Annotated in this window: 25 protein-coding genes and 1 pseudogene; 8 read left to right on the top strand and 18 right to left on the bottom strand. The window is 68.6% G+C overall.

The window, feature by feature from the left end; translation table 11 throughout:
• Positions 1-63: 63 nt before the first annotated feature.
• The 4 genes and pseudogenes from FK531_RS03140 (at position 64) to FK531_RS03130 (ending at position 1,334) form a co-directional block, all read left to right on the top strand.
• Entirely contained in the window at positions 64-258 is a 195-nt protein-coding gene (locus FK531_RS03140) for a CbtB domain-containing protein (protein ID WP_142095142.1), read from the top strand.
• A gap of 90 nt (positions 259-348) precedes the next feature.
• Positions 349-513, top strand: coding sequence for a hypothetical protein (locus FK531_RS22215; protein WP_181762810.1), 165 nt, complete (start codon positions 349-351; stop codon positions 511-513).
• Positions 510-1,008, top strand: a pseudogene (locus tag FK531_RS03135) (nitrile hydratase subunit alpha). The gene FK531_RS22215 and the pseudogene FK531_RS03135 overlap by 4 nt, the downstream one beginning before the upstream one ends.
• Positions 1,005-1,334, top strand: coding sequence for a nitrile hydratase subunit beta (locus tag FK531_RS03130; RefSeq protein ID WP_142095141.1), 330 nt, complete (start codon positions 1,005-1,007; stop codon positions 1,332-1,334). Before FK531_RS03135 ends, FK531_RS03130 begins: the two are co-directional and overlap by 4 nt.
• Positions 1,335-1,359: 25 nt before the next feature.
• Here FK531_RS03130 and FK531_RS03125 read toward each other — a convergent pair whose 3' ends face one another.
• Entirely contained in the window at positions 1,360-1,794 is a 435-nt protein-coding gene (locus FK531_RS03125; RefSeq protein ID WP_142095140.1) for a PaaI family thioesterase, read from the bottom strand.
• A gap of 58 nt (positions 1,795-1,852) precedes the next feature.
• Between FK531_RS03125 and FK531_RS03120 the strand changes: the two genes are divergently transcribed.
• Positions 1,853-2,470, top strand: a complete 618-nt coding sequence (locus tag FK531_RS03120; RefSeq protein WP_142095139.1) for a TetR/AcrR family transcriptional regulator — start codon at positions 1,853-1,855, stop codon at positions 2,468-2,470.
• Complete coding sequence (locus FK531_RS03115) at positions 2,457-3,173, top strand: HD domain-containing protein (RefSeq protein ID WP_142095138.1); 717 nt, start codon at positions 2,457-2,459, stop codon at positions 3,171-3,173. The genes FK531_RS03120 and FK531_RS03115 overlap by 14 nt, the downstream gene beginning before the upstream one ends.
• A 93-nt stretch (positions 3,174-3,266) precedes the next feature.
• Here FK531_RS03115 and FK531_RS03110 read toward each other — a convergent pair whose 3' ends face one another.
• The 17 genes from FK531_RS03110 to ftsH form a co-directional block, all read right to left on the bottom strand.
• Entirely contained in the window at positions 3,267-5,819 is a 2,553-nt protein-coding gene (locus FK531_RS03110) for an ATP-dependent Clp protease ATP-binding subunit (RefSeq protein WP_142095137.1), read from the bottom strand.
• A 327-nt stretch (positions 5,820-6,146) separates the two neighbouring features.
• Positions 6,147-7,088, bottom strand: a complete 942-nt coding sequence (locus FK531_RS03105) for an esterase/lipase family protein (RefSeq protein WP_142095136.1) — start codon at positions 7,086-7,088, stop codon at positions 6,147-6,149.
• A gap of 96 nt (positions 7,089-7,184) precedes the next feature.
• Positions 7,185-7,529 carry a histone-like nucleoid-structuring protein Lsr2 gene (locus FK531_RS03100; protein WP_142095135.1) on the bottom strand — a complete coding sequence of 115 codons (345 nt, stop codon included), beginning with the start codon at positions 7,527-7,529 and terminating at the stop codon, positions 7,185-7,187.
• 122 nt (positions 7,530-7,651) lie between these two features.
• Positions 7,652-9,163: a lysine--tRNA ligase gene (gene lysS / locus FK531_RS03095; RefSeq protein ID WP_142095134.1), complete on the bottom strand. Its 1,512-nt coding sequence runs from the start codon at positions 9,161-9,163 to the stop codon at positions 7,652-7,654.
• A gap of 89 nt (positions 9,164-9,252) precedes the next feature.
• Positions 9,253-9,675 carry a rhodanese-like domain-containing protein gene (locus FK531_RS03090; protein WP_142095133.1) on the bottom strand — a complete coding sequence of 141 codons (423 nt, stop codon included), beginning with the start codon at positions 9,673-9,675 and terminating at the stop codon, positions 9,253-9,255.
• Positions 9,672-10,232 carry a cysteine dioxygenase gene (locus tag FK531_RS03085; protein WP_142095132.1) on the bottom strand — a complete coding sequence of 187 codons (561 nt, stop codon included), beginning with the start codon at positions 10,230-10,232 and terminating at the stop codon, positions 9,672-9,674. Before FK531_RS03085 ends, FK531_RS03090 begins: the two co-directional genes overlap by 4 nt.
• A gap of 164 nt (positions 10,233-10,396) precedes the next feature.
• Positions 10,397-11,212 carry a type III pantothenate kinase gene (locus FK531_RS03080; RefSeq protein WP_142095131.1) on the bottom strand — a complete coding sequence of 272 codons (816 nt, stop codon included), beginning with the start codon at positions 11,210-11,212 and terminating at the stop codon, positions 10,397-10,399.
• Positions 11,213-11,214: 2 nt separating this feature from the next.
• Entirely contained in the window at positions 11,215-11,655 is a 441-nt protein-coding gene (gene panD / locus FK531_RS03075) for an aspartate 1-decarboxylase (RefSeq protein WP_142095130.1), read from the bottom strand.
• 50 nt (positions 11,656-11,705) lie between these two features.
• Complete coding sequence (gene panC, locus FK531_RS03070) at positions 11,706-12,620, bottom strand: pantoate--beta-alanine ligase (protein WP_142095129.1); 915 nt, start codon at positions 12,618-12,620, stop codon at positions 11,706-11,708.
• Positions 12,617-13,558 carry a Rossmann-like and DUF2520 domain-containing protein gene (locus FK531_RS03065; RefSeq protein WP_181762791.1) on the bottom strand — a complete coding sequence of 314 codons (942 nt, stop codon included), beginning with the start codon at positions 13,556-13,558 and terminating at the stop codon, positions 12,617-12,619. The genes panC and FK531_RS03065 overlap by 4 nt, the downstream gene beginning before the upstream one ends.
• Before the next feature lie 109 nt (positions 13,559-13,667).
• Positions 13,668-14,684 (bottom strand): DUF6779 domain-containing protein, encoded by a 1,017-nt coding sequence (locus tag FK531_RS03060; RefSeq protein ID WP_142095128.1) that lies wholly within the window; start codon positions 14,682-14,684, stop codon positions 13,668-13,670.
• A gap of 68 nt (positions 14,685-14,752) precedes the next feature.
• The gene (locus FK531_RS03055) at positions 14,753-15,220 is read right to left on the bottom strand and encodes a DUF3180 domain-containing protein (RefSeq protein WP_142095127.1); all 468 of its coding nucleotides are present in this window, start codon (positions 15,218-15,220) and stop codon (positions 14,753-14,755) included.
• A gap of 16 nt (positions 15,221-15,236) precedes the next feature.
• A complete protein-coding gene (folK, locus tag FK531_RS03050; protein ID WP_142095126.1) occupies positions 15,237-15,743 on the bottom strand; it encodes a 2-amino-4-hydroxy-6-hydroxymethyldihydropteridine diphosphokinase in 507 nt (168 codons plus the stop codon).
• A 13-nt stretch (positions 15,744-15,756) separates the two neighbouring features.
• Positions 15,757-16,131, bottom strand: coding sequence for a dihydroneopterin aldolase (folB, locus tag FK531_RS03045; RefSeq protein ID WP_142095125.1), 375 nt, complete (start codon positions 16,129-16,131; stop codon positions 15,757-15,759).
• Complete coding sequence (gene folP, locus FK531_RS03040) at positions 16,124-16,939, bottom strand: dihydropteroate synthase (protein WP_142095351.1); 816 nt, start codon at positions 16,937-16,939, stop codon at positions 16,124-16,126. The genes folB and folP overlap by 8 nt, the downstream gene beginning before the upstream one ends.
• A gap of 32 nt (positions 16,940-16,971) precedes the next feature.
• Positions 16,972-17,601, bottom strand: coding sequence for a GTP cyclohydrolase I FolE (gene folE / locus FK531_RS03035; RefSeq protein WP_494338123.1), 630 nt, complete (start codon positions 17,599-17,601; stop codon positions 16,972-16,974).
• Between the two features lie 102 nt (positions 17,602-17,703).
• On the bottom strand, positions 17,704-20,043 hold the full coding sequence (gene ftsH, locus FK531_RS03030; protein ID WP_142095123.1) for an ATP-dependent zinc metalloprotease FtsH: 2,340 nt from the start codon (positions 20,041-20,043) through the stop codon (positions 17,704-17,706).
• 272 nt (positions 20,044-20,315) lie between these two features.
• Here ftsH and FK531_RS03025 point away from each other — a divergent pair, with 272 nt between their 5' ends.
• Positions 20,316-20,948 carry a maleylpyruvate isomerase family mycothiol-dependent enzyme gene (locus FK531_RS03025; protein WP_142095122.1) on the top strand — a complete coding sequence of 211 codons (633 nt, stop codon included), beginning with the start codon at positions 20,316-20,318 and terminating at the stop codon, positions 20,946-20,948.
• Positions 20,949-21,030: 82 nt separating this feature from the next.
• Positions 21,031-23,064 carry a serine/threonine-protein kinase gene (locus FK531_RS03020; protein WP_142095121.1) on the top strand — a complete coding sequence of 678 codons (2,034 nt, stop codon included), beginning with the start codon at positions 21,031-21,033 and terminating at the stop codon, positions 23,062-23,064.
• Positions 23,065-23,067 lie beyond the last annotated feature (3 nt).

The following is a 23,067-nucleotide window of genomic DNA, read 5'->3' as shown; positions in this document are numbered from 1 at the left end:
GACGTGCTGACACGCGGATGTGCACGATCTGGATAGACAGGCATGACGTTCCCGGGAGGAACCATGGCGATTGTCCATTCACCAAGCAGGGCAACGGAATCGCTGGGCGCGGTTCTCGTCGGCGTCGGCGTGCTCCTGCTCGCGCTACTCACCCTCTACCTGGTCGGTTTCGATCAGGGTGCGATCTCACGCACCGGAATGTTCGTGCACGAACTGATGCACGACGGCCGCCACCTACTCGGCCTGCCCTGCCACTAGCACCGCTCCACGCGAGTCGAGCAGGCCATCGCGTCGCTCGAGTTCGCTTCTCGCGCAACGAGTGCGGCTTCGCGACATACGGAGATCTCCATGAGTTCACCGACCGGTTTCGGCGCGCTGCAAGGCCGCGGCGCCGACCTCTCCCCCGTGCTCCGCAACCCGTTGGACTCGCCGTACGAGATATCCAACGAACTGTTCGCCGCTCTGCGACACGTCCTGCACGACGTCGGCGGCCAACCCGAGGAGCCCAAGTGAGCCACACCCACGACCCGCTCGCGCCCATCGAGGAATCCGGCGAGATCAGCGAGTTCGAGGTCCTCGAGACCGCGATCCGCGAACTGGCGATCGAGAAGGGCCTGTTCTCGCCCGAGGATCACCGGCGCTTCTCGGAGTGGGCGGGCTCGGTCGGCCCGTCCGGCGGGTCCCGCTTGGTCGCGAAGGCCTGGACGGACCCCGACTTCAAGGCGCGCCTGCTCGCCGACGGCACCGAGACGTGCAAGGAGGTGGGCATCGGCTGGCGCGGAGTTCGGCCTCCACATGCCACCCGACGTGGAGGTGCGCGTGCATGATTCGAACCAGAAGTCGCGGTTCATGGTGATGCCGATGCGCCCCGAGGGCACCGAGAACTGGACCGAGGAGCAACTCGCCGGCATCGTCACCCGCGACACCATGATCGGAGTAGCTCTGCCGCAGGTGGATTGGACCGCCACCGCGCCACCCTCCCAGGTCCCGACGGGGGTGTCCCGATGAACGCCGGCGGCTACGACGTGCTCAGACAGACCCTCGACCCGAGGGAGCGACGCGAGCGGACCCTGCCCGAACTGGACGGCAAACCGGCGCCGTGGGAATCGAGCATGCAGGCCACCTGCGAGTGCCTGTCGTGGCGCGGTTCGCTCGACAACCTCGAACGACGCGAGGCCGAGGACGAACTGGGCGAGACGATCTACGTCGACTTCCCGGTCCGCGCCCGGTCCGCACTGGTGACCGCGCACGCTCTGCTCGACCTGGGCGTGATCAGCCAGGACGAGCTGCAGGCCCGGATGGACGCGGTGCGGGCCCGGTTCACGCGCGGGTGAGACGACCTGCGGCGGCGGCCGCCGATCACCCGACCTGATACGTGCCCAGCCCCTTGGCCACGAGAGTGCCGCCCGTCGTGGTCACGATGTCCACGGCACAGTTGCTCAACCTGCGGCCCTGCCGCAGACGCGTTCCGATGATGTCGACGTCCTCGGCGAACGCCGGTTCGAGGAACTCGATCGACATGGACACGGTGACGCCGCGCAGCTTCTCGGGTACCCGCGGCCCGGCCCACGCCGCGGCCGTGATGCCGATGTCGATGCAGCCGGCGAGAGCGCCGCCGTGAACCATCTCGCCGACGGTGACCAGGTTGTCCCGGAACGGCATGCGCAGGTGTGCGTGATCGTCGCCGATGTCGACGAGCTCGATACCGAGGTGCCGCACGAAGGGCGACTGCGGGAGGAACAGCCGCATCGCCTCGGACCCCGTCGTAGGTGCCTGGATCGTTGCGTCGGACATGACGTCACCCCTTAACCGAAGTTTGACTACGTTTTCGGAACTGTACTACGGTTTCGGCATGAGTCTCGACCCACCCGCCGACCGCCGGCGCCGACGAACGCACACCGCGGTGCTCGACGCCGCCGATCGACTGTTCACCCGCGACGGCTACCGGTCGACGAGCGTCGACGCCCTCGCGAACGAAGCAGACGTCGCACTCAGCTCCATCTACGCGAACTTCCCCGGCGGCAAGGCCGACGTGTACGCCGCGCTCGCCTGTCGCACGGCGACCGAGCATGCGGACGGCATGCGGGAAGCACTGACCGGCATGACCGCCGGGACGAACCGTCTCCTGGCGGGCTTCGACGCATACGTCGCGTTCCACCGCTCCCGGCCCCTGGCCTTCCGGATCCTCGGCCTGACGGACGTCGACGATCGGGATTCCGAGGTCGTGGCGCTGGCCCGCACGCGCATCGACGCGACGCTGATCGGGATCATCCGCGAGCTGGTGTCGGCGATCGGTTCGACGGTCCCCGACCCCGACGAGCTCGTACTGCTGGCGTGGGCGACCGTCAACGGGGTGCTCAGCCTCGAGGGACGCCGCACGATCTCCCGTGCCGGCGCAGATTCGCTCATCGCGATGGCAAGGGCGGACGCCGTCCGCCGATTGGAGGACTTCGGAGATGCGGGGCGGTGAACTCGGCCGGGCCGACCGGCTCCGCGTGATGCTGCAGGCGGCCGCCATCCAAACCCGTGCACTGCCGAGCCAATTGGCCGCAGTACCGAAGCACGGCCCGCCGCCCGCACTGTTCGACCCGCCCGATTCCGCCCTGGCCAGGGAAGCACTCGAGCACGCTCGCGAGGTGCTCAGTCCCGGAGTCCTCGCCCACAGCCTGCGGTGTTGGCAGTGGGCCATGCGATTTCGCGCGGTGGACGGTGTCGAACCCGACCCCGAGGCACTGTTCGTCGCGTGCGCCCTGCACGACACCGCCTTGGGCGCGCCCGCCGACGCGCACGTCGGCTGCTTCGCACTGCTGGGGTCCGAGGACGCCAGGCAGTTCGTCGCGGACCGAGGCGACGCCGCTATGGCCGACACGGTGGCGATAGCGATCGCACGTCACATGGACCCGCACACACCGACCGGGCACGGCGCCGAGGCCGCCCTGCTGCACGACGCCGCCCACCTCGATGTCGCGGGATACCGGATTCGGGACCTGCCGCCGGACTTCGCTCGCGCCGTGGTCGCTGCGCTGCCCCGGGACGGTTTCGGCGCGGAGTTCGGCGCGCTCGCCCGCCACGAGAGCAAGGTCCGGCCCCGGTCGACGATCGCGGTGCTGTGGCACGGCGGGATGCGAATTCCGCTACGCCTCAACCCCCTCGACCGGACCGTCTCGCGGTAACAGCGTCGGCGGGGAAGGCTGACGCGCCGTCCCCGCCGCAGACACGACAACGCCCCACGAGCATTCGCTCGTGGGGCGTTGTCGTGCGTGCAACTACTCGGCCGAACCACCCTCGGACGGGGCCTCGCCGGCTCCGGCCAGCGCCTCGGCGGGCGAATCCGGGACCTTGACCGGCTTGGGGCTCGGCGTGAACGTGAACTTCGCGTCCTCGCCGGCACTCTCGCCGTCCCAGCCCTCGACGTCGACCAGGACGATCTGACCGGGACCGACCTCGTTGAAGAGGATCTTCTCCGACAGCTGGTCCTCGATCTCGCGCTGGATGGTGCGGCGCAACGGCCGCGCGCCCAGCACCGGATCGAAGCCGCGCTTGGCGAGCAGCGACTTCGCCTGCTCGGTCAGCTCGATGTCCATGTCCTTGTTCTTCAGCTGCTTCTCCACGCGGCCGATCATCAGGTCGACCATCTGGATGATCTGATCCTTGGTCAACTGGTGGAAGACGATGATGTCGTCGATGCGGTTGAGGAACTCGGGCCGGAAGTGCTTCTTGAGCTCGTCGTTGACCTTGAGCTTCATCCGCTCGTAGTTCGACTCGCTGCCGGTTCCGGACGAGAAGCCCAGTCCGACCGCCTTGGAGATGTCGGAGGTGCCCAGGTTCGAGGTGAAGATCAGCACGGTGTTCTTGAAGTCGACCGTACGACCCTGACCGTCGGTGAGACGGCCGTCCTCGAGCACCTGCAGGAGCGTGTTGTAGATCTCCTGGTGCGCCTTCTCGATCTCGTCGAACAGCACCACCGAGAACGGCTTGCGGCGGACCTTCTCGGTCAGCTGGCCGCCCTCCTCGTACCCGACGTACCCGGGAGGGGCACCGAACAGGCGCGAGGCGGTGAAGCGGTCGTGGAACTCGCCCATGTCGATCTGGATGAGCGCGTCGTCGTCGCCGAACAGGAAGTTCGCCAGCGCCTTGGACAGCTCGGTCTTACCGACACCGGACGGGCCGGCGAAGATGAACGAACCGGACGGACGCTTCGGGTCCTTCAGACCGGCACGGGTGCGGCGGATCGCCTTGGAGACCGCCTTGACGGCATCCTCCTGGCCGATGATCCGCTTGTGCAGCTCGTCCTCCATGCGGAGCAGACGGGTGGTCTCCTCCTCGGTGAGCTTGAACACCGGGATGCCGGTCCAGTTACCGAGGACCTCGGCGATCTGCTCGTCGTCGACCTCGGCGATGACGTCCAGGTCACCGGAGCGCCACTGCTTCTCGCGCTCGGTGCGCTGCGCGACGAGGGTCTTCTCCTTGTCGCGCAGGTTCGCGGCCTTCTCGAAGTCCTGCGCGTCGATCGCGGACTCCTTCTCCCGACGCGCGTCGGCGATCTTGTCGTCGAACTCGCGCAGGTCCGGCGGCGCGGTCATCCGGCGGATGCGCATCCGGGCGCCGGCCTCGTCGATCAGGTCGATCGCCTTGTCCGGCAGGAAGCGGTCATTGATGTAGCGGTCCGCCAGGGTGGCGGCCGCGACCAGCGCGCCGTCGGTGATCGAGACGCGGTGGTGCGCCTCGTAGCGGTCGCGCAGACCCTTGAGGATCTCGATGGTGTGCTCGACCGTCGGCTCGCCGACCTGCACTGGCTGGAACCGGCGCTCGAGGGCGGCGTCCTTCTCGATGTACTTGCGGTACTCGTCGAGGGTGGTCGCACCGATGGTCTGCAGCTCGCCGCGAGCGAGCTTCGGCTTGAGGATCGAGGCCGCGTCGATGGCGCCCTCGGCAGCACCCGCACCGACCAGCGTGTGCAGCTCGTCGATGAACAGGATGATGTCGCCGCGGGTGTTGATCTCCTTGAGCACCTTCTTCAGGCGCTCCTCGAAGTCACCGCGGTAGCGGCTGCCCGCGACCAGGGAACCCAGGTCGAGGGTGTACAGCTGCTTGTCCTTCAGCGTCTCGGGGACCTCGCCGTTGACGATGGCCTGCGCGAGGCCCTCGACCACGGCGGTCTTACCGACGCCGGGCTCTCCGATCAGCACCGGGTTGTTCTTGGTGCGGCGCGAGAGCACCTGCATGACCCGCTCGATCTCCTTCGAGCGGCCGATGACCGGGTCGAGCTTGCCCTCGAGCGCGGCCTGCGTCAGGTTGCGGCCGAACTGGTCGAGAACCAGCGACGTGGAGGGCGTACCCGCCTCGCCGCGGCTGCCACCGGACTCGGTGGGCTCCTTGCCCTGGTAACCGGACAGCAACTGGATGACCTGCTGACGGACCCGGTTGAGGTCGGCGCCCAGCTTCACGAGGACCTGGGCGGCGACGCCCTCGCCCTCGCGGATGAGACCGAGCAGGATGTGCTCGGTGCCGATGTAGTTGTGGCCGAGCTGCAGCGCCTCGCGCAGGCTCAGCTCCAGCACCTTCTTGGCGCGCGGGGTGAAGGGGATGTGACCGGACGGGGCCTGCTGACCCTGGCCGATGATCTCTTCCACCTGGCTGCGCACGCCCTCGAGGGAGATACCCAACGACTCCAGCGACTTCGCCGCAACGCCCTCACCCTCGTGGATGAGACCGAGCAGGATGTGTTCCGTGCCGATGTAGTTGTGGTTGAGCATCCGGGCCTCTTCTTGGGCCAGGACAACAACGCGCCGTGCGCGGTCGGTGAACCTCTCGAACATCGCTCTCCCTCACGTTCTTGATGGGTAGATCCCTCAGCGGGATCCACGAGCCGCACCTCTACTCTAGTGGCCGGTGGTACGGCCTGCGCCGCCTCCATCCCATTCCGACGGGGACAGTGTGCATGCTTACTGGTCTCAACGCGGTACCCAGGTGTTTCGTTTCCTGTCGGCGCTACGCTCGCAGCGAACAGGATGGAAACACGGCGTAGCAGTCAGCCGATCATCGGCAGCACCAACTCGCACGGCACCGGCGTCGGATGCTGCGGGTCGAGCGCGCTCAGCACCTTCGCTCGCGCCAGGGCTCCGCGGCCGAACCGCGGCGCGCGCTCACCCGACGACGGGCGGCACGAACACGCAGGGCACCGGGCGCTGGTGGGCCGGGTCGAGCGCGTTGAGCACCAGAGCGGCGGCCACCGGCTCACCCGCGATCGACAGGTGGTCGCCGTAGTCCTGCGAGCAGTGGTCCTGGACGAAGATGTTCGTCGCGTTCGGACCCTCCTGGTACCCACTCATGTACGGGATCACGACGTCGTCGTAGCGGGTGATGATGTTCGTGTAGGTGACACCCGGCGCGTACACGCCGCCTGCCTGCATCCTCGCCATGAATGTCGAACCGGCGATCATCTGTGAGCAAGCCCCGCACAGCTGAGCCATCCCGGGTGTCATGGCATCGACGCCCAACTTACGGAAGGACGCCAGGTTCTTGTCCAGGTCGAAGGACCCCTCGCCGTGCCAGAGCGGCGCGAGCGAGACGTACTTGTCGACCTTGTCGGCACCGCCGAGGAACTTCACCCAGTAGTTGGGCATCAGCGTGCCCTGCGAGTGACCGATGATGTCGACCTTCGAGGCCCCGGTCGCTGCGAGCACCCGGTCGACGAAGTCGGAGAGTTCCTGCGCGCTCTGTTCCATCGGGCGCATCGCGCCGATCGCGCTGATCGGCCACGGGAGCTCGTCGTGGGCGCCGTAGGTGAGGGCGAAGACGCAGTACCCCTCGTTCGCCAGCAACGGCGCGTACGTCGCCCAGTTGGTCTGGCGGTTGCCGCCGGTGCCGTGTACGAGGACCACCGGTTCCGGGTGCTGCGCGGTCGGCTTACACGACCAGTCGTTGGAACCGGGGGCCGAACCACCCGGATTTCCCAGTTCCAGCGGGACGCCGGCCAGGAACTGGTACGGAACGGGAAGGGGTGGCGGGGCGGCGCTCGAGGTGCCCGCACCCAGGAAAAACGTGGCCGCCGAAATCAACGCACCAAAGACAATTCGCCCGCGCATGGTACCCCCCGGATAGCTCTCGTCGTGTCACCCGCCCGCGAGGCTAACAGCCGACATACGCGCGGGCGGGTGAAACGAACGAGAAATACGGAAGGATCAGTTTGCTTTGTTGTACAGCTCGGTGATTTCCGAGGAGATGCGCCCGCGCGCGGACACCGGATGCCCATTGCGCCTGGCCCACTCGCGGATCGCCGCGCTCTGCTCCCGATCCACCGCCACCCGCGACTTGCCGGTCACCGGTGCGGACTTGCCGCGCCGACGCCCGGTCGACTTGCGAGCATGGGAAACCCAAACGTCAAGCTGGTCGCGGAGTTTAGCGGCATTCTCCGAGGACAGGTCGATCTCGTAGACAACTCCGTCGAGCCCGAACTCGACGGTTTCATCGGCGGCCGCTTCCTGATCCACATCGTCGATCAGCGTGACGGTGACTTTCTTCGCCATAGGTCGAGTTCCCTTCAAATGAGCGCGCAATTACCGGGCCCCGTGCTCCGGTTTTGCCGAGTGTACCCCCGAATCAAAGATACCCAACGCGCAAGAAAAGGGAAAACGCTATTAGAAAGAAATCAGCGCGCCGCAGGTCGGACAATTGGGAACAGGATCGTTTCCCTGATACCCAATCCCGTCAATGCCATGAGCAGCCGGTCGATACCCATGCCGGTGCCGGTCGTCGGCGGCATGCCCTGTTCCATCGCCGCGAGGAACTCCTCGTCGAGGAGCATGGCCTCGTCGTCGCCGGCGGACGCCAGCCGGGCCTGGTCCACGAAGCGCTCCCGCTGGATCACCGGGTCCACCAGCTCGGAGTAGCCCGTCGCGAGTTCGAAGCCCCGCACATACAGGTCCCACTTCTCGGTGACACCCGCCTCACTGCGGTGCTGCCGGGTCAGCGGCGAGGTCTCCACCGGGAAGTTACGCACGAAGGTGGGTTCGAAAAGCTGGTCGCCGCACTGGTGCTCCCACAGCTCCTCGACCAGCTTGCCGTGGCCGTAGCCCTTGTCCTTGGGCACCTCGAGACCGACCTTCTCTGCCAACGAGAGCAATTCGTCGACGGTGGTCTCCGGGGTGACCGCAACGCCGATCGCGGCGGACAGCGACGGGTACATTTCCATCGTCTTCCACTCGCCACCGAGGTCGTACTCGGTGCCGTCGGCGAGGGTCACCACCTGCGTGCCGAATGCCGACTGAGCCACCTCCTGGATCAATTCGCGAATCATCGTCGCGGAATCGTCGTAGGTGCCGTACGCCTCGTAGGTCTCGAGCATCGCGAATTCCGGCGAGTGCGTCGAATCGATGCCCTCGTTGCGGAAGTTCCGGTTGATCTCGAAAACCTTCTCGATACCGCCCACCACGCAACGCTTGAGGAACAGCTCGGGGGCGATCCGCAGATACAGGTCGATGTCGAGAGCATTCGAGTGCGTGACGAACGGTCGTGCCGCGGCGCCACCGGCCTGGGTCTGCAGCATCGGGGTCTCGACCTCGAGGAAGCCGCGGCGCTCGAGTGCGGCACGCAGTTCACGCACGACGGCGACGCGCTTGCGTGCGTTCTCGCGGGCCTCGGGGCGCACGATCAGGTCGGCATAGCGCTGCCGAACCCGGGACTCCTCGCTCATCTCCTTGTGCGCGACCGGCAGCGGTCGCAGCGACTTGGACGCGATCTGCCAGGCATCGGCCATGACGCTGAGCTCGCCACGCCGCGAACTGATGACCTCGCCGTGCACGAACACGAAGTCGCCGAGGTCGACGTCGGACTTCCATGCCGCCAGCGCATCCTCGCCGACCGCGGCCAGACTGATCATCGCCTGCAGCTGGGTGCCGTCGCCCTCCTGCAGGGTCGCGAAGCAGAGCTTGCCGGTGTTGCGGACGAAGATCACCCGGCCGACGACGCCGACCACGTCACCGGTCGCGGTGTCGGGCTCCAGGTCCGGGTACTTCGCGCGGATCTCGGCAAGGGCGTGGGTGCGCGGCACCGACACCGGGTACGCCTGCCCACCCTGCGCCAGGATCCGATCCCGCTTCTCGCGGCGGATGCGAAGCTGCTCGGGGGTGTCGTCGGTGGGCTCGGTTGCTACATCACTCACGGTTGACCAGGGTAATGCCCCGCGGTGCGAGGTGACCGCGTCGGCCTCCCTCCCCGTCGACGCGCCCACGAACGCTGGGCCGGCCGCAACTAGTGCGCAGCTGCCGCGGCGGTGTCACGAACCAGGTGTCGCGAACGCGTGGCAGCCCCGAGCAGCCCCGCCGAACGGATGGCCTGGTAGCCGCCGACCAGATCGGTCGCCCGGTGCAGACCCAGTTCCTGCAGCGCCGCCGCGGCGAGGCTGGAGGTGTATCCCTCCGAGCAGATCACGATCCACTCGACGTCGTGGTCGGCGGCCAGCGCGATACGCGCGTCGCTGGTCGGGTCGAGCCGCCACTCGAGCACGTTGCGTTCGATCGCGAGCGCGCCGGGCAGCGTGCCCTCGCGGTCGCGTTGGGCCTGCGGTCGGATGTCGACGATCATCGCGCCCCGGGCGATTGCGTCCTCGAGTTCGAAGACGTACATGCGGCGGTAGCTGCTGCGGGCCTTCTCGAGCATCTGGTCGATGGTCATGCCGTCCGCCCTTCGGGGAGATCGGTCAGCTCGGTGCGGGTGCGCCGCAGGCTGCCGTGATCGGTGACCTCGTAGTAGGACATCGCGGTCAGCGGCGGCGAGTAGGCGTGCACGCTCAGCGTCGGGGCGGCCGGATCCGCGGGACCGCCTGGCGCCTCCATGACGTCGTGCACCCACCCGAGCGGGAACGACGCCTGGTCGCCGGCTTCGAGCGTCCGGTACTTCAGTTCGCTACCGCTCCAACGGTATTCGGCAAGCACACCACTGAGAACCGTGAGCGCACCGAGCGACCCTGCGTGGTCGTGCAACTCGGTCGTCGCACCCGGCACCCAGCTGATCAGCCAGACGTCGACGTCGTCGTCGGCGTGCAGTCGAGTGGACCAGCGCTCCAGGGTCGGCCACTCACCCGCACGGGGAAGCAGATGGGCGAAGCGTCCGTCGAGCACGTCCTGCGCGCCCTGATCGGTGATGCGCAGCAGGTCCGCCGGGCGAAGGCGACTCGGCGAGGCCTGCGCGGACAGGGATGTGACAGAAGAAACCACAGATGTGGAAAGCATGGGAGAGACTCCAGGAGGGTGAATTGATCGAGGCCGTTGGACGTGCCTCAACCGAGTCGAGGCGGCAGTCAGCCTCGACAACACTCCTGAGCAACCATGCGGGAATTCACGTCGACCAGTGTGACACAGATCCGGAGTTTGGCAAAGGGTCCGTCCGAGGCCCGTCAGACGATCGGGAGCCGCTTGGCCGCCCGTCGCTCCTGGGTGCGCTCGTAGACGATGCGCAGTCCCTCGAGCGCGAGGTCGCGTTCGAGGTGGGCGATGGTCTCGGACTCCGGCATCACCAACGGCGCGCTGTCCCCGGTGGCGATCACGGTGACGTCGTCGCCGGCGAAGGCAGGCAGCTCGGCCCGCACCCGGCGCACCAGCCCGTCCACCAGTCCGGCGAACCCGAATATCGCCCCGGACTGCATGCACTCGACGGTGTTCTTGCCGACCACGCCGCGCGGACGCACGAGTTCGACCTTCCGCAACGCAGCCGACTGCGAGGCCAGCGCGTCGGCGGAGATCTCGAGACCCGGTGCGATCGACCCACCGAGGAACTCGCCCTTGGCCGACACCACGTCCACGCAGGTGGACACCCCGAAGTCGACGACGATGCACGGACCGCCGTAAAGGTGATGCGCGGCAAGGCTGTTGACGATGCGGTCGGCACCGACCTCCTTGGGGTTGTCGACCAGCAGCGGCACGCCGGTCCGCACTCCGGGTTCGACCACCACGTGCGGGACGGTGCTCCAGTAGCGGGCCAGCATCACCCGCAGTTCGCGCAGCACCGACGGCACCGTGGACAGCGCCGACACCCCGACGACCTGATCGACGTGCGCTCCGAGCAGTCCCCGCAGCATCCATGCCAACTCGTCCGCCGTAATTCGCGGATCTGTGCGCATCCGCCAGTCCTGCACCAACTTCGAGTGCTCACCGGAACCGGAGAACAATCCGAGCGAGATGTTGGTGTTGCGGACGTCGACGGTGAGCAGCATTGCTACACCAGTGCCGCGTGGCCGTCGAGGGTAGCCAGCATCCGCGGGGTGATCAGCCCGGAGCCCTCCGGCGCGTGCGCCGGATCCGAACCCAGCTCCACCTGACGGTTGTCGGCGTCGACGAACACCACGCGGGGGTCGTACTCGCGGCACTCCTGCTCGTTCATCACGCCGTAGGCGATGAGGATGACCAGGTCGCCCGGCTTGACGAGATGTGCTGCCGCACCGTTGATCCCGATCACTCCGCTACCGCGCTCCCCGGCGATCACGTAGGTCTCGAGGCGGGCGCCGTTGTCGATGTCCACGATGCACACCTGCTCACCCTCGAGCAGGTCCGCGGCGTCCATCAGGTCCTGGTCGACGGTGACCGACCCGACATAGTGCAGGTCCGCGTGAGTCACGGTGGCGCGGTGGATCTTCGACTTCATCATCGTGCGAAACATGTGCAGTCCTAACGGGATAACGGAGTATCGGGTCGTTCGAGGGGGCGCTCTTACCCCGCCTGTGTCGGCTGTTCGGTGCGGGGATCCTCGTCCCGCTCGAGGAATCCGGTGCCCACGGCGACACCGACGTTGTCGATCAGTCTGGTGTTGCCGAGCCTCGCCGCGACGAGCAGTCGGCCGTCACCCCGCTCGGGTGCGGGTCCGAGGTCGACGCCGCGGACCTCCAGGTAGTCGACGACCAGTTCCGGCGTCGTGGCGAGCACCTCGCGCGCCGTCGCCAGGATCGCCTCGGGACCACCCGCGGCCGCGTGCGCGCCCGCAACCAGCGCGGCGGAAATCGTTGCGGCCGCGGTGCGCTGGAGGTCGTCGAGGTAGCGGTTGCGTGAGGACAGCGCCAGTCCGTCCTGCTCCCGTACCGTCGGCACGCCGAAGATCTCGACGTCCAAGTTCAGGTCGCGGACCATCTGCCGGATCAGGGTGAGCTGCTGGTAGTCCTTCTCACCGAAGTAGGCGGTGTTCGGCACCGTGATCTGCAGCAGCTTGGCGACCACGGTCAGCATGCCCGCGAAGTGTGTCGGCCTGCTGGCCCCCTCGAGTTCGCCGCCGAGCGGACCGGGGTGGATCATGGTGCGCTGACCGCTCGGATACATCGCTGCGACCGACGGGGCGAAGGCCAGCTCGACCCCCTCGCCACGCAGCAACTCGAGGTCGCGGTCGAGGGTTCGCGGGTAGGCGTCGAGGTCCTCACCCGCCCCGAACTGCAGCGGATTGACGAAGATCGACACGATCACCACCGCGCCGCGCAGCTTCGCCTGCCGGACGATCTCGAGATGCCCGGCGTGCAGCGCACCCATGGTCGGCACGAGCGCGACCTGTCGGCCGACGCCGCGCAAGGCCTTGGCAACCTTGGTCAGCTCGGCGGGATCGTGGTGCACGGTCAGTTCCCCGCGCGCATAGCCGTTCACGAATGGTCCTCCAGGATCTCCAGCAGTGCGGGTGAGGCACCTGTCAGTTGCGCGGACCGCAGCGACATGGCCCGGTAGCCGGCCGCGATCTGCGGATCCACCTCGTCGAGGACGCGCAGATGGGCGGCCACCGCGGCGCTGTCGCCGCGGGCGACGGGGCCGGTCAGTGCGGACGGCCCCCTGCGCAGTGCATTGTCGAGCGCTGCGGACAGCAACGGCGCCAGCACGCGTTCGGCCACACCGTTCGGGTCGCCGTCCACCACCTGCTGGCCCAGCAGTTCGTCGCCGGCCAGCGCGACGCGTAGCGCGGCGACCGCATCGACGACCAGGGTGACCAGATGGTTGCTGCCGTGTGCCAGGGCGGCGTGGTAGAGCGGCCGGACCTCCTCGCGGACGCGCACCGGTTCGCCACCGATCTCGAGTACCAGTGCCTGGGCGATGGCGTACCCGATCTCGTCGGCGGCGGTGATGCCGAAGCAGGCCGAGGACATCCGGGTGACGTCCTCGTCGTGCCCGGTGAAGGTCATCGCGGGGTGGATGGCAAGCGGGACCGCGCCGATCGCGGTGAGCGGGGCGAGGACGCCGACGCCGTTCGCGCCGGACGTGTGTGCAACGAGGGTGCCGGGTCGAATCGAATCGGTTGCGGCGAGGCCGGCCACCAGGGCGGCGAGTTCGTCGTCGGGAACCGCGAGGACGAGAAGTTCACAGCGGGCCGCGACATCGGCGGCGGGCAGGATCTCGGTGTCCGGCAGGCGCACGGTGGCGCGGCGGACCGAGGCGTCGGAGACTGCGGAACAGGCGACCACCACGTGGCCGACGCGCTCGAGTGCGGCGCCGATCGCGGTTCCCACGCGTCCCGCCGAGACGATTCCGACTGTCAGTCGTGCGGGCGCCGGGTCCGGAAAGGGCCCGTCTCGAGTGATCTCGAATGAGGTCACCGTTGTTCCTCTCGTTCGTTCCAGTCCCGCGGGGCGGGTACCAGACGTTCACAGCGAGGATAGCCGCCGCCCGACGTGGGCCGCCACGGCGAAAACAGTGATCTATCGCTCAGTTGCGCCTGCGGCGGCCCGGCCTGCTGCCGTCCGACTCGGGCTGTGCGCTCTTCATGTTCGCCATGATCTCCGCGACCGACAGCCCGCTCGAGTGCGCGCCGGGCGCCGCGTCCTCGGGTTGCGTGTCGTCCTCGTCCGGATCTGCGCGGCGGCGACGGCCACCGCTGGTTCCGACGGGTTCCGCGGTCACGGTCTCCGCGACGGCAGGCGCCGGGGTCGGGGCGGGCGCCGGCGTCTGCTTCGGTTCGGGTCGGGCGGGCGTGGTGGTAGTCGCCTCCACCACGGGTCGGGGCGTGGCGACAGCGGGGGCGGCGACGGGCGACGGAGCCGCCGCGACCGGATCGGCGACGGGCCGGGGAGCTGGGACCGGCTCGGCAACGCGCCGGGGTGCCGGCTCCGGCACCGGATCCGCGACCACCGAGACCTCGGCGGTGACCGGCTCGTCGAACGGCGTCGCGAAGGTCGGGCCCGAAGTCGGATCGGTGTACGACGGCTCGGGGGTGAAAGTGCGCGGCGGGGCGTACGGGCCACGGACGCCGCTGCCGAGCTCCGGAACTCGTGTGGCGTCGGCGGTGAGCGCGACGCGGTCGACCGGCATCTTCCCCTCGAACAGCACCTCGAGGCTGCCGCGGAGGGCGGCCAACTCCGCGCGCAATGCCGCGATCTCCGACACGTCGAGGTTGGTCTCGCTGCGAACCCGCGCCTCGACCCCCGACTCGTACTCGCGTCGCGCAGTGATCTCCCGCTCCAACTGCAGCTCGTACACCGTCTGGAGGTCGCGCACCTTCGCCTTGTCCAGCGCGGATTCCCGCCGGTACTTCGTCATGGCGAGGGCACCGAGCGTGGCCGCCCACAGCGCGATGACCACGCCGACCCGCAACAACTGAATGCTGTCACTGAAGATCAGGAACAGGCTCGCGACCACGGCCAACACGACCAGGCCGGCGACGATCATCTGGCTTGCATTGCGCTTGCCCCGCCGAAGCGAACCCACGCGACCAGAAACCGTCATGACAGCGAGGATAGCCGCCCGGGCCACCGGCCCCGAGGTTGGCAACCGGCGATTCGCCTCCGCGGCGGTCAGACCGCCGGCTCGTCCGGCGGTTCGTCGGGCGTCCTGCAGCAATGTTCGAGCCACATCGCCGCGGCGACCAGGACGACACCCGCGATCAGGCCGACGACCGCGCCGGTCGTGTCCGCCGCGGCTGCGTCGACCGTCGAACGCTTCGGCAGCAGGAACAGCAGCAGACCCAGCCAGACCCCCGCGCTCGCCGCTCCCACCAGTGATGACGCCTTGGACAGCGCCGCCGCACGGGCGGCGGTGATCGGGTGGAGTTGGTGCCGGTCCGGACCGATCCGATGCTCGGCGACGCGCGCCCTGATCACGAACGCGAGCCCGGCCTCGATCGCCGCGACGGGATACAGCGATGCTCCGGCAAACACCGACACCGGTGGTAGCGAGCCGTAGAACCCGCGAACGAGCAGCCAGGTCGCGATCGCCGCGAAGGCGGCGAGCCCCAGCAGGTCCCGGACTCGTGTCGGCTTCATCACTGGAACTCCGGCATCACGGCGCCGCCAATCGCAGATCGGTGCGGCGCACCCCGCCCCGCTCGACCGGGTCGAGGCCGTCCAGCAGCTCACGCGCGGGCCTCGCGTCTCCGCCGAGTTGCAACTCGGCGGCCGGATCGATCTCGAGCCAGGGCACCAGTACGAACGCCCGCTCGTGCGCCCGTGGGTGCGGCAGCGTCAACTCCGGGTCGTCGCTGACGACGCCGTCGCAGTCCACCACGTCCACGTCCAGGCTGCGTGGGCCCCACCGCTGCTCGCGGACGCGGTCGGCCGCCGTCTCCAGTTCGCGACCGAGCGCCAGCCACCCCCAGCAGTCCAGACCGGGGTCCTCCGCCATCACCACCGCGTTGAGGAAGTCCTGTTGCTCGACGCCGCCCCACGGCGCGGTCGCGTAGACGCTCGACACCGCGAGCACCCGCTCGCCGAGCGCCTCGACCACCGACCGCAGGTTCGCGAGCGGGTCGCCCATGTTCGACCCGATCGAGAGCACCGCCCGACTCATCGGTCCGCCCCCGTCACGCGCGGGCCGCCTTGCGCGATCGTCGCGCCACCACCGCGACGTCGGCGAACGTCAGTGGGATCGGCGCCGACGGCTTGTGCACGGTCACTTCCACCGCGCTCACCCGCTCGTCCGCCAGTACCGCGTCCGCGATCTCGGCGGCCACGGTCTCGATGAGGTCGCGTGAGGGTCCGGCCACGATGTCGGCCGCGGTCTGTGCGAGCTCGCCGTAGTGCAGGGTGTCCGCGAGGTCGTCCGAGACCGCGGCGGGCGCCAGATCCATCCACACGGTGACATCGACGTAGAAGTCCTGGCCGTCCCGCTTCTCGTGGTCGAAGACCCCGTGATTGCCGCGAACCTTCAATCCGCGCAACTCGATTCGATCAGACATGACCCGCCCTCTCCGCCGCCGTCCAGGCGCTCGCCACCGCGATTGCGTCCCGCGAGGCCCGCACGTCGTGAACCCGGACCCCCCAGGCGTCGCCGCGGGCCGCCAGCGCCGAGATGGCCGCGGTCGCGACCTCCCTGCCGTCGGGCGGGCGGACGCCGTCCTCGTCGGCCAGCAGCGCACCGAGGAACCGCTTGCGGGAGGCGCCGATCAGTATCGGGAAACCCAGCGCGTTCAGCTGTGGCAGGGCCGCGAGCAACGCCCAATTGTGTTGCGCGCTCTTGGCGAAACCGAGCCCGGGATCGAGAATCAACCGGGACGGGTCGACGCCGGCCGCGACCGCTGCATCGACCGCGGCGAGCAGTTCCGCGGTAACCTCCGCCACCACGTCGTCGTAGTGATCTGCGGAGCCGCCGTGCACGTAGTCGGCCGCCGACCGCCAGTGCATCAGCACCCAGGGCACACCCGCGTCGGCCAGCACCGAGGCCATCGCCGGATCGGCCCGGCCGCCGGAGACGTCGTTGACGATGCTCGCGCCCGCCTCGATCGCCGCCCGCGCGACCGACGCCCGCATGGTGTCGACGCTGACCGCGATCCCCTCGGCGACGAGGTCCGCGATCACCGGCGCGACGCGCTGCGCCTCGACCGTCGGGTCGATTCGCTGAGCACCGGGGCGGGTGGACTCGCCCCCGACGTCGACGATGTCGACGCCGAGGCGTCGCAGTTCCAGACCGTGCGCGACGGCGGCGTCGCGGTCTAGATACCGTCCGCCGTCCGAGAACGAGTCACTGGTGACGTTGACGACGCCCATCACCACGGTGCGGCCCGGGGTCGACAACACGGTCACTTGCGCAGGATCAGGTCCAGTGCCTCGGCGCGCGAGGCAGCACTGGACTGGAGCAGACCACGCACCGCCGAGGTGGTGGTGCTCGCACCCGGCTTGCGGATACCGCGCATCGCCATGCACAGGTGCTCGGCCTCGATCACGACGATGACGCCGCGCGGATCGAGCTTGCGCACAAGCGCATCGGCGATCTGACTTGTCAGCCGTTCCTGCACCTGAGGCCGCTTGGCGTACAGGTCCACCAGGCGGGCCAGCTTCGACAACCCGGTCACCCGCCCCGTGGAGCCGGGGATGTAGCCGACGTGCGCCACGCCGTGGAAGGACACCAGGTGGTGTTCGCAGGTCGAGTACATCGGGATGTCGCGGACCAGGACCAACTCCTGGTGACCCTCGTCGAACGTGGTGTTGAGCACCGAATCCGGGTCCGTGTAGAGCCCCGCGAAGACCTCGCGGTAAGCCCGCGCCACCCGGGACGGGGTGTCGATCAGACCGGGGCGGTCCGGATCCTCACCGACCGCGATCAGCAACTCCCGGACGGCGGCCTCCGCGCGGTCCTGGTCGAAGACCCGCCCCGACTCGACCGACTCCAGCACGAACTCACTCCCCTCACGGGAATTCGCACCACCGATGTGATTGACCGACACCGACCGCACCTCCACTTCTCAGGGACCGATGTCCACAGCTTGTGCCCGTGCAGCACAGATCGTTATGCAACATTAGTGCGCGCCGACCTACTGCTGTCCGTTCGGCCCCTCCCATTGCTCGGTCGAGACGTCCTTCTCCTCCGTCGGATGCGGCTGCTGCTGCGGCTGCGGCGGCGGCGGCGGCGGATTCCACTGCGGGTACTGGCCGTAGGGGTTGTCCGCGGGCCGCGCGTGCTGACCTTCGTTGGGGTTCCGCGGCGGCCAGCCGGGGGCCGACCAGCCGGCCGGAGCGCCGTAGTCCGGCACCGAACCTGCCGAGGGCTGCGGCGCCTGCTGTTGCGGCGGGTACGGCTGGTAGCCGCCGTTCGGCGCCGGCTGCTGGTAACCACCGTTCTGCGGCACAGGCGCCGGGTACCCGTTCTGCGGTGCGGGCGCCGCGGCGCCGACGGGCTGACGGTCACCGAAGGGTGCCTTGCGGACCGGCTCCTCGGGGAACGGTTCACCGCGCTCGATCGCCAACTCACGCGGCGTCTTGACCGGCGGCTTGTCGGACGGGGTGCGGCCACCGAAGTCGTTGAACGCGGTGATCCGCGGTCGCTTCTCGACGGTGGTGAAGATCTTCTCGAGATCCTTGCGGGTCAAGGTCTCGCGCTCGAGCAGCTCGGTGGCGAGAATGTCCAGCACGTCGCGGTACTCGTTGAGGATCGCCCACGCCTCGGTGTGCGCGGCCTCGATCAGGTTGCGCACCTCCTCGTCGATCTCGCGGGCGACCTCGTGCGAGTAGTCGGAGTTCATGCCCATCGAGCGGCCCAGGAACGGATCGCCCTGCTCCTGGCCGTACCGGACCGCGCCGAGCTTGGCGCTCATGCCGTACTCGGTCACCATCGCGCGGGCGATCTTGGTCGCCTGGTCGATGTCCGACGACGCTCCGGTTGTCGGCTCGTGGAAGACGAGCTCCTCCGCCGCGCGACCACCCATCGCCATCACCAGCCGAGCGATCATCTCCGAGCGGGTCATCAGACCCTTGTCGTCCTCGGGGACGGTCATCGCGTGACCACCGGTCCGGCCACGGGCAAGGATGGTGACCTTGTAGATCGGCTCGATGTCCGGCATCGCCCACGCGGCCAGGGTGTGCCCGCCCTCGTGGTACGCGGTGATCTTCTTCTCGTGTTCGCTGATGATCCGGCTCTTACGGCGCGGACCACCGATGACCCGGTCGACCGACTCCTCGAGAGAGGCCTCGGTGATGACGGTCCCGTTCTCGCGTGCGGTGAGCAGCGCGGCCTCGTTGATGACGTTCGCCAGGTCCGCGCCGGACATTCCGACGGTCCGCTTGGCGAGGCCCTCGAGGTCCGCGTGCTGGTCGAGCGGCTTGCCCTGCGAGTGCACCCTGAGGATGGCGCGACGGCCGGCCAGGTCCGGGTTGCTGACCGGGATCTGGCGGTCGAAGCGGCCGGGGCGCAACAGCGCCGGGTCGAGGATGTCGGGGCGGTTGGTCGCGGCGATCAGAATGACGCCGGTGCGGTCACCAAAGCCGTCCATCTCGACGAGCAGCTGGTTGAGGGTCTGCTCGCGTTCGTCGTGGCCGCCGCCGAGGCCCGCGCCGCGCTGGCGTCCGACGGCGTCGATCTCGTCGACGAAGATGATGCAGGGGCTGTTCTGCTTGGCCTGCTCGAACAGGTCGCGCACCCGGGAGGCGCCGACACCGACGAACATCTCGACGAAGTCCGAACCGGAGATGGTGAAGAACGGCACCCCGGCCTCGCCGGCCACCGCGCGCGCCAGCAGCGTCTTGCCGGTACCGGGCGGGCCGTAGAGCAGCACACCCTTCGGGATCTTCGCGCCCAGCGACTGGTAACGGGTCGGGTTCTGCAGGAAGTCCTTGATCTCGTACAGCTCTTCGACGGCCTCGTCCGCGCCCGCGACATCGGCGAAGGTGGTCTTCGGCATGTCCTTGGTCAGCTGCTTGGCCTTCGACTTCCCGAAGCCCATCACCCCGCCACGGCCGCCGCCCTGCATCCGGCCCATGACGAACACGAACAGGCCGAGCAGGATCACCATCGGCAGCACGAAGAGCAGGATCTGCGTGAGCCAGCTCTGCTGACTGATCTTCGTGTTGTACTTCTCGAGCCCGGCCTTCTGCACCTCGTTGAAGATCTGCTCGGAGGCGGCGCTCGGGTACTTGGCGATGATCTGGGTCGCGTTGTCGGTGGCGGCGTTGCCCTGCTTGAGGGTCAGCCGGACCTGCTGTTCGCGGTCGTCAATCTGGGCATCGGTGACGTTCTTGGCGTCGAGTTGGGCGATGGCCACCGAGGTGTCGACGTTCGTGTACCCGCGAGTGTCGTTACCGAAGTAGCTGAACGCGTAGATGATCAGCAGGATGCCGGCGACAATCGCCAGGTTGCGAAACACAGTCTTGCGGTTCATACAGGTTCAGCCGCTGCGGGCCAGTCCTTTCCAGTTCCGGTCGAGCCTTCCAGCTCCGGTCGAGCTCGGTGCGCCGGGTTCCGGCTGCTCACCGGACAATCAAGGTTACCGCGAACAGTGCTGGTGATGTCCGTTAGCACTCGCCGCGGCGGGCCGGTGTCGGCACCGGTCCCGATCAGTAGAACGTGCGGATCCCCGCGATGGTTCCGCCGGACGCGCGCGACTGTCAGCGATCGCCACGCCGGGGGCCCGCGACTCGCTAGGCTCGGGCCATGACGCTGCCGTATGCCGAGGTCATCGCACTGGTCGCACAGTCCCAGGGGCGCGTCGAGGAGACGCTCGCCACGTTGACCGAGGCGCAGGCCCGGGGCACGTCAGCGCTGCCCGGCTGGAGCCGCGGCCATGTCGTCACCCATCTCGCCCGCAATGCCGACGCCCTGAACCGGTTCGCGCTCGGCGTACTCGACGGGACGCCCCGCGAGATGTATCCGGGCGGACCGGACGCCCGCGCGGCCGCCATCGAGGAGGGCGCCGACCGTCCCGTCGAGCTGCTGGCGGCGGACCTGCGGTTCGCCGGGCGCCGGGTGATCGACTCTCTTCGGTCGATCGGACCGGACCTGCTCGGCACCACGGTGAAGTGGCGCAAGCCCGTCGCCGCCCGCGACGTCCCGGTGCTGCGCTGGCGCGAACTCGAGATCCACCACCTCGACCTCGGGCTCGGCTACAGCTGCGTGGACTGGCCGGAGGAGTTCGTCGAGTCGACTCTCGACTCGCAGCTGCCCGAACTGGCGATGGTCGCGCCGGACCTGCCGCTGCCCGAGCTGCCGCGGGCCGAACTGCTCGCCTGGATCGTCGGCCGGCCCACCCGCGATGGACTGCCCACGCTGCCCACCTGGCCGTTCTGAGTCGACCAACTGGTTCGGCCCACGGGGATACGCTTGAAGCCGCGGGTGCCGGCGTCCGGCGCCCCGAGCAGTAGAAGGTTCCATGACGGATCGCCCGACTCGATCCACCCCCGACGCGACGGTCGACGCCGACGAGACGGTCGTCTCCGACGCCGCGCGGCGCAGCGCGGCCTCTTCCGAGGTGACCAACGAGTACTCCCGCGAGGTTCCCGAGGAACCGACCGAGCTCGAGGAGCTGCTGACCGGGACAGCGGGCGAACCCGTACACCCCGCCGACGTCAGCACCGTCCCCGCCGATGATCGGCGCACCCTCGACGACCTGGACGTCGGCGAGCGGGTCGAGGACTTCGACCTGCTGGTCGCCCTGGGCCGCGGCGCGTTCGCCCGGGTCTTCCTGGCGCGCCAGCGGTCCATGCAGCGGGTGGTCGCGGTGAAGATCTCCCGCGACCACGGCACCGAGCCGCAGACCCTCGCCCAGCTCGACCACGACTACATCGTCCGGGTCTTCGACCAGCGGGTCGTCGAGGAACTCGGGATGAAGTTGCTGTACATGCAGTACGTGCCGGGCGGCACCCTCCTCGGTGTGCTGGAGCGGGTCCGCGAGACCCCGCCCGACCACCGCACCGGGCGGATGATGCTCGACTCGATCGACACGGTCCTCGACAGCAAGGGCGCGATCCGGCCCAGCGATTCGACAGTGCGCGCGGAGATCGCCGAACTGTCCTGGCCGGAGACGGTCGCGTGGCTCGGCCGCAGGCTCGCCGAGGCACTCGACTACGCGGGCAAGCGCGGCGTACTGCACCGCGACATCAAGCCCGCGAACGTGCTGCTGACCGCGGAGGGCGTTCCCAAGCTCGCAGACTTCAACATCAGCTTCAGCGACCACGTCGCGGGCTCGAGCCCGGTCGCCTACTTCGGCGGGTCGCTGTCCTACATGTCCCCGGAACAGTTGCAGGCCTGCCATCCTGACCTGCCGACCACCGCCGCCGACCTCGACACCCGCAGCGACATCTACGCGCTCGGCGTGATGCTGTGGGAGCTGCTCACCGGCACGAAACCCTTCACCGACATCGGGGCGGGCGGTCCGACCCCGCCGACTCTGGAACGGATGCTGGAGTCACGGCGGCGCGGACTCGGCCCCGAGGCGCTCGCGAGCCTGCCGCCCGACTGCCCCGCGGCGCTGCGCCGGGTGCTGCGGACCTGCCTCGATCCCGACCCCGCCCGACGCTGGCAGAGTGGCGCGGAACTCGCTCAGCAGTTCGAACTGTGCATGGACCCGCACGCCCGTGACCTCGTCGACCCACCGGCCCGCAGTTGGCGAACGGCCATGCAGCGCTGGGCAATCCCGATCCTGGTGGCCGCCATCGCGATACCCAACGCGCTGGCGGGAGCCTACAACTACCACCACAACAAGACACTGATCATCAGCACCCTCTCGCCGCTCGCGCAGCGCCACTTCGAGCAGATCCAGTTCGTGATCAACGCCATCACCTTCCCCCTCGGCGCGATCATCCTGCTGTTCCTGTGCCGGTACCCGCTGACCGTGCCACGCGGTCTGCGCCAGGGCCGAAGATACGACGCGCACACCCTCGCCCGGGCGCGCACCGACACCCTGCTGCTCGGGGACCGGGTCGTGCTCGTCGTGTTCGGGCTGTGGGCGTTCGCCGGCCTGGCGTACCCGGTCGCGCTGCAGGTCGCGGCGGGCGGCATCCCGCCGGGCGCGTACGTGCACTTCCTCGGCTCGCTGATCGTGTGTGGCGCGATCGCGGTCGCCTACCCGTTCTTCTTCGTCACCTTCTACGCGGTGCGCTTCCTGTACCCGGTCCTGCTGCCGCTCGGGATCACCAGCAGCGACGACGACCGCAAGCTGCGCGGACTCGACCGTCGCAGTACCCGCTACCTCGCCGTCGCGGCCTCGGTGCCACTCGTCGCGGTCGCAGGCATCACGTTCCTGTCCCCCGACCAGATACCCGAGATGATCGGCGCAGTCCGAATCCTCAGCGTCGGAGCCATCTTCGCGTTCGTATGGGCGTACTGGCTGTTCCGTCAGCTCGAACTGGACTTGCACGCACTCGAGCGGGTGGTCTCGCACGAACGCGCCGAGCGCACCGGCTGAGGC

It is taken from the genome of Rhodococcus spelaei (assembly GCF_006704125.1).
In the GTDB taxonomy this organism is placed as follows: domain Bacteria; phylum Actinomycetota; class Actinomycetes; order Mycobacteriales; family Mycobacteriaceae; genus Rhodococcus_G; species Rhodococcus_G spelaei.
This window is presented reverse-complemented; position numbering and strand designations above follow the sequence as displayed.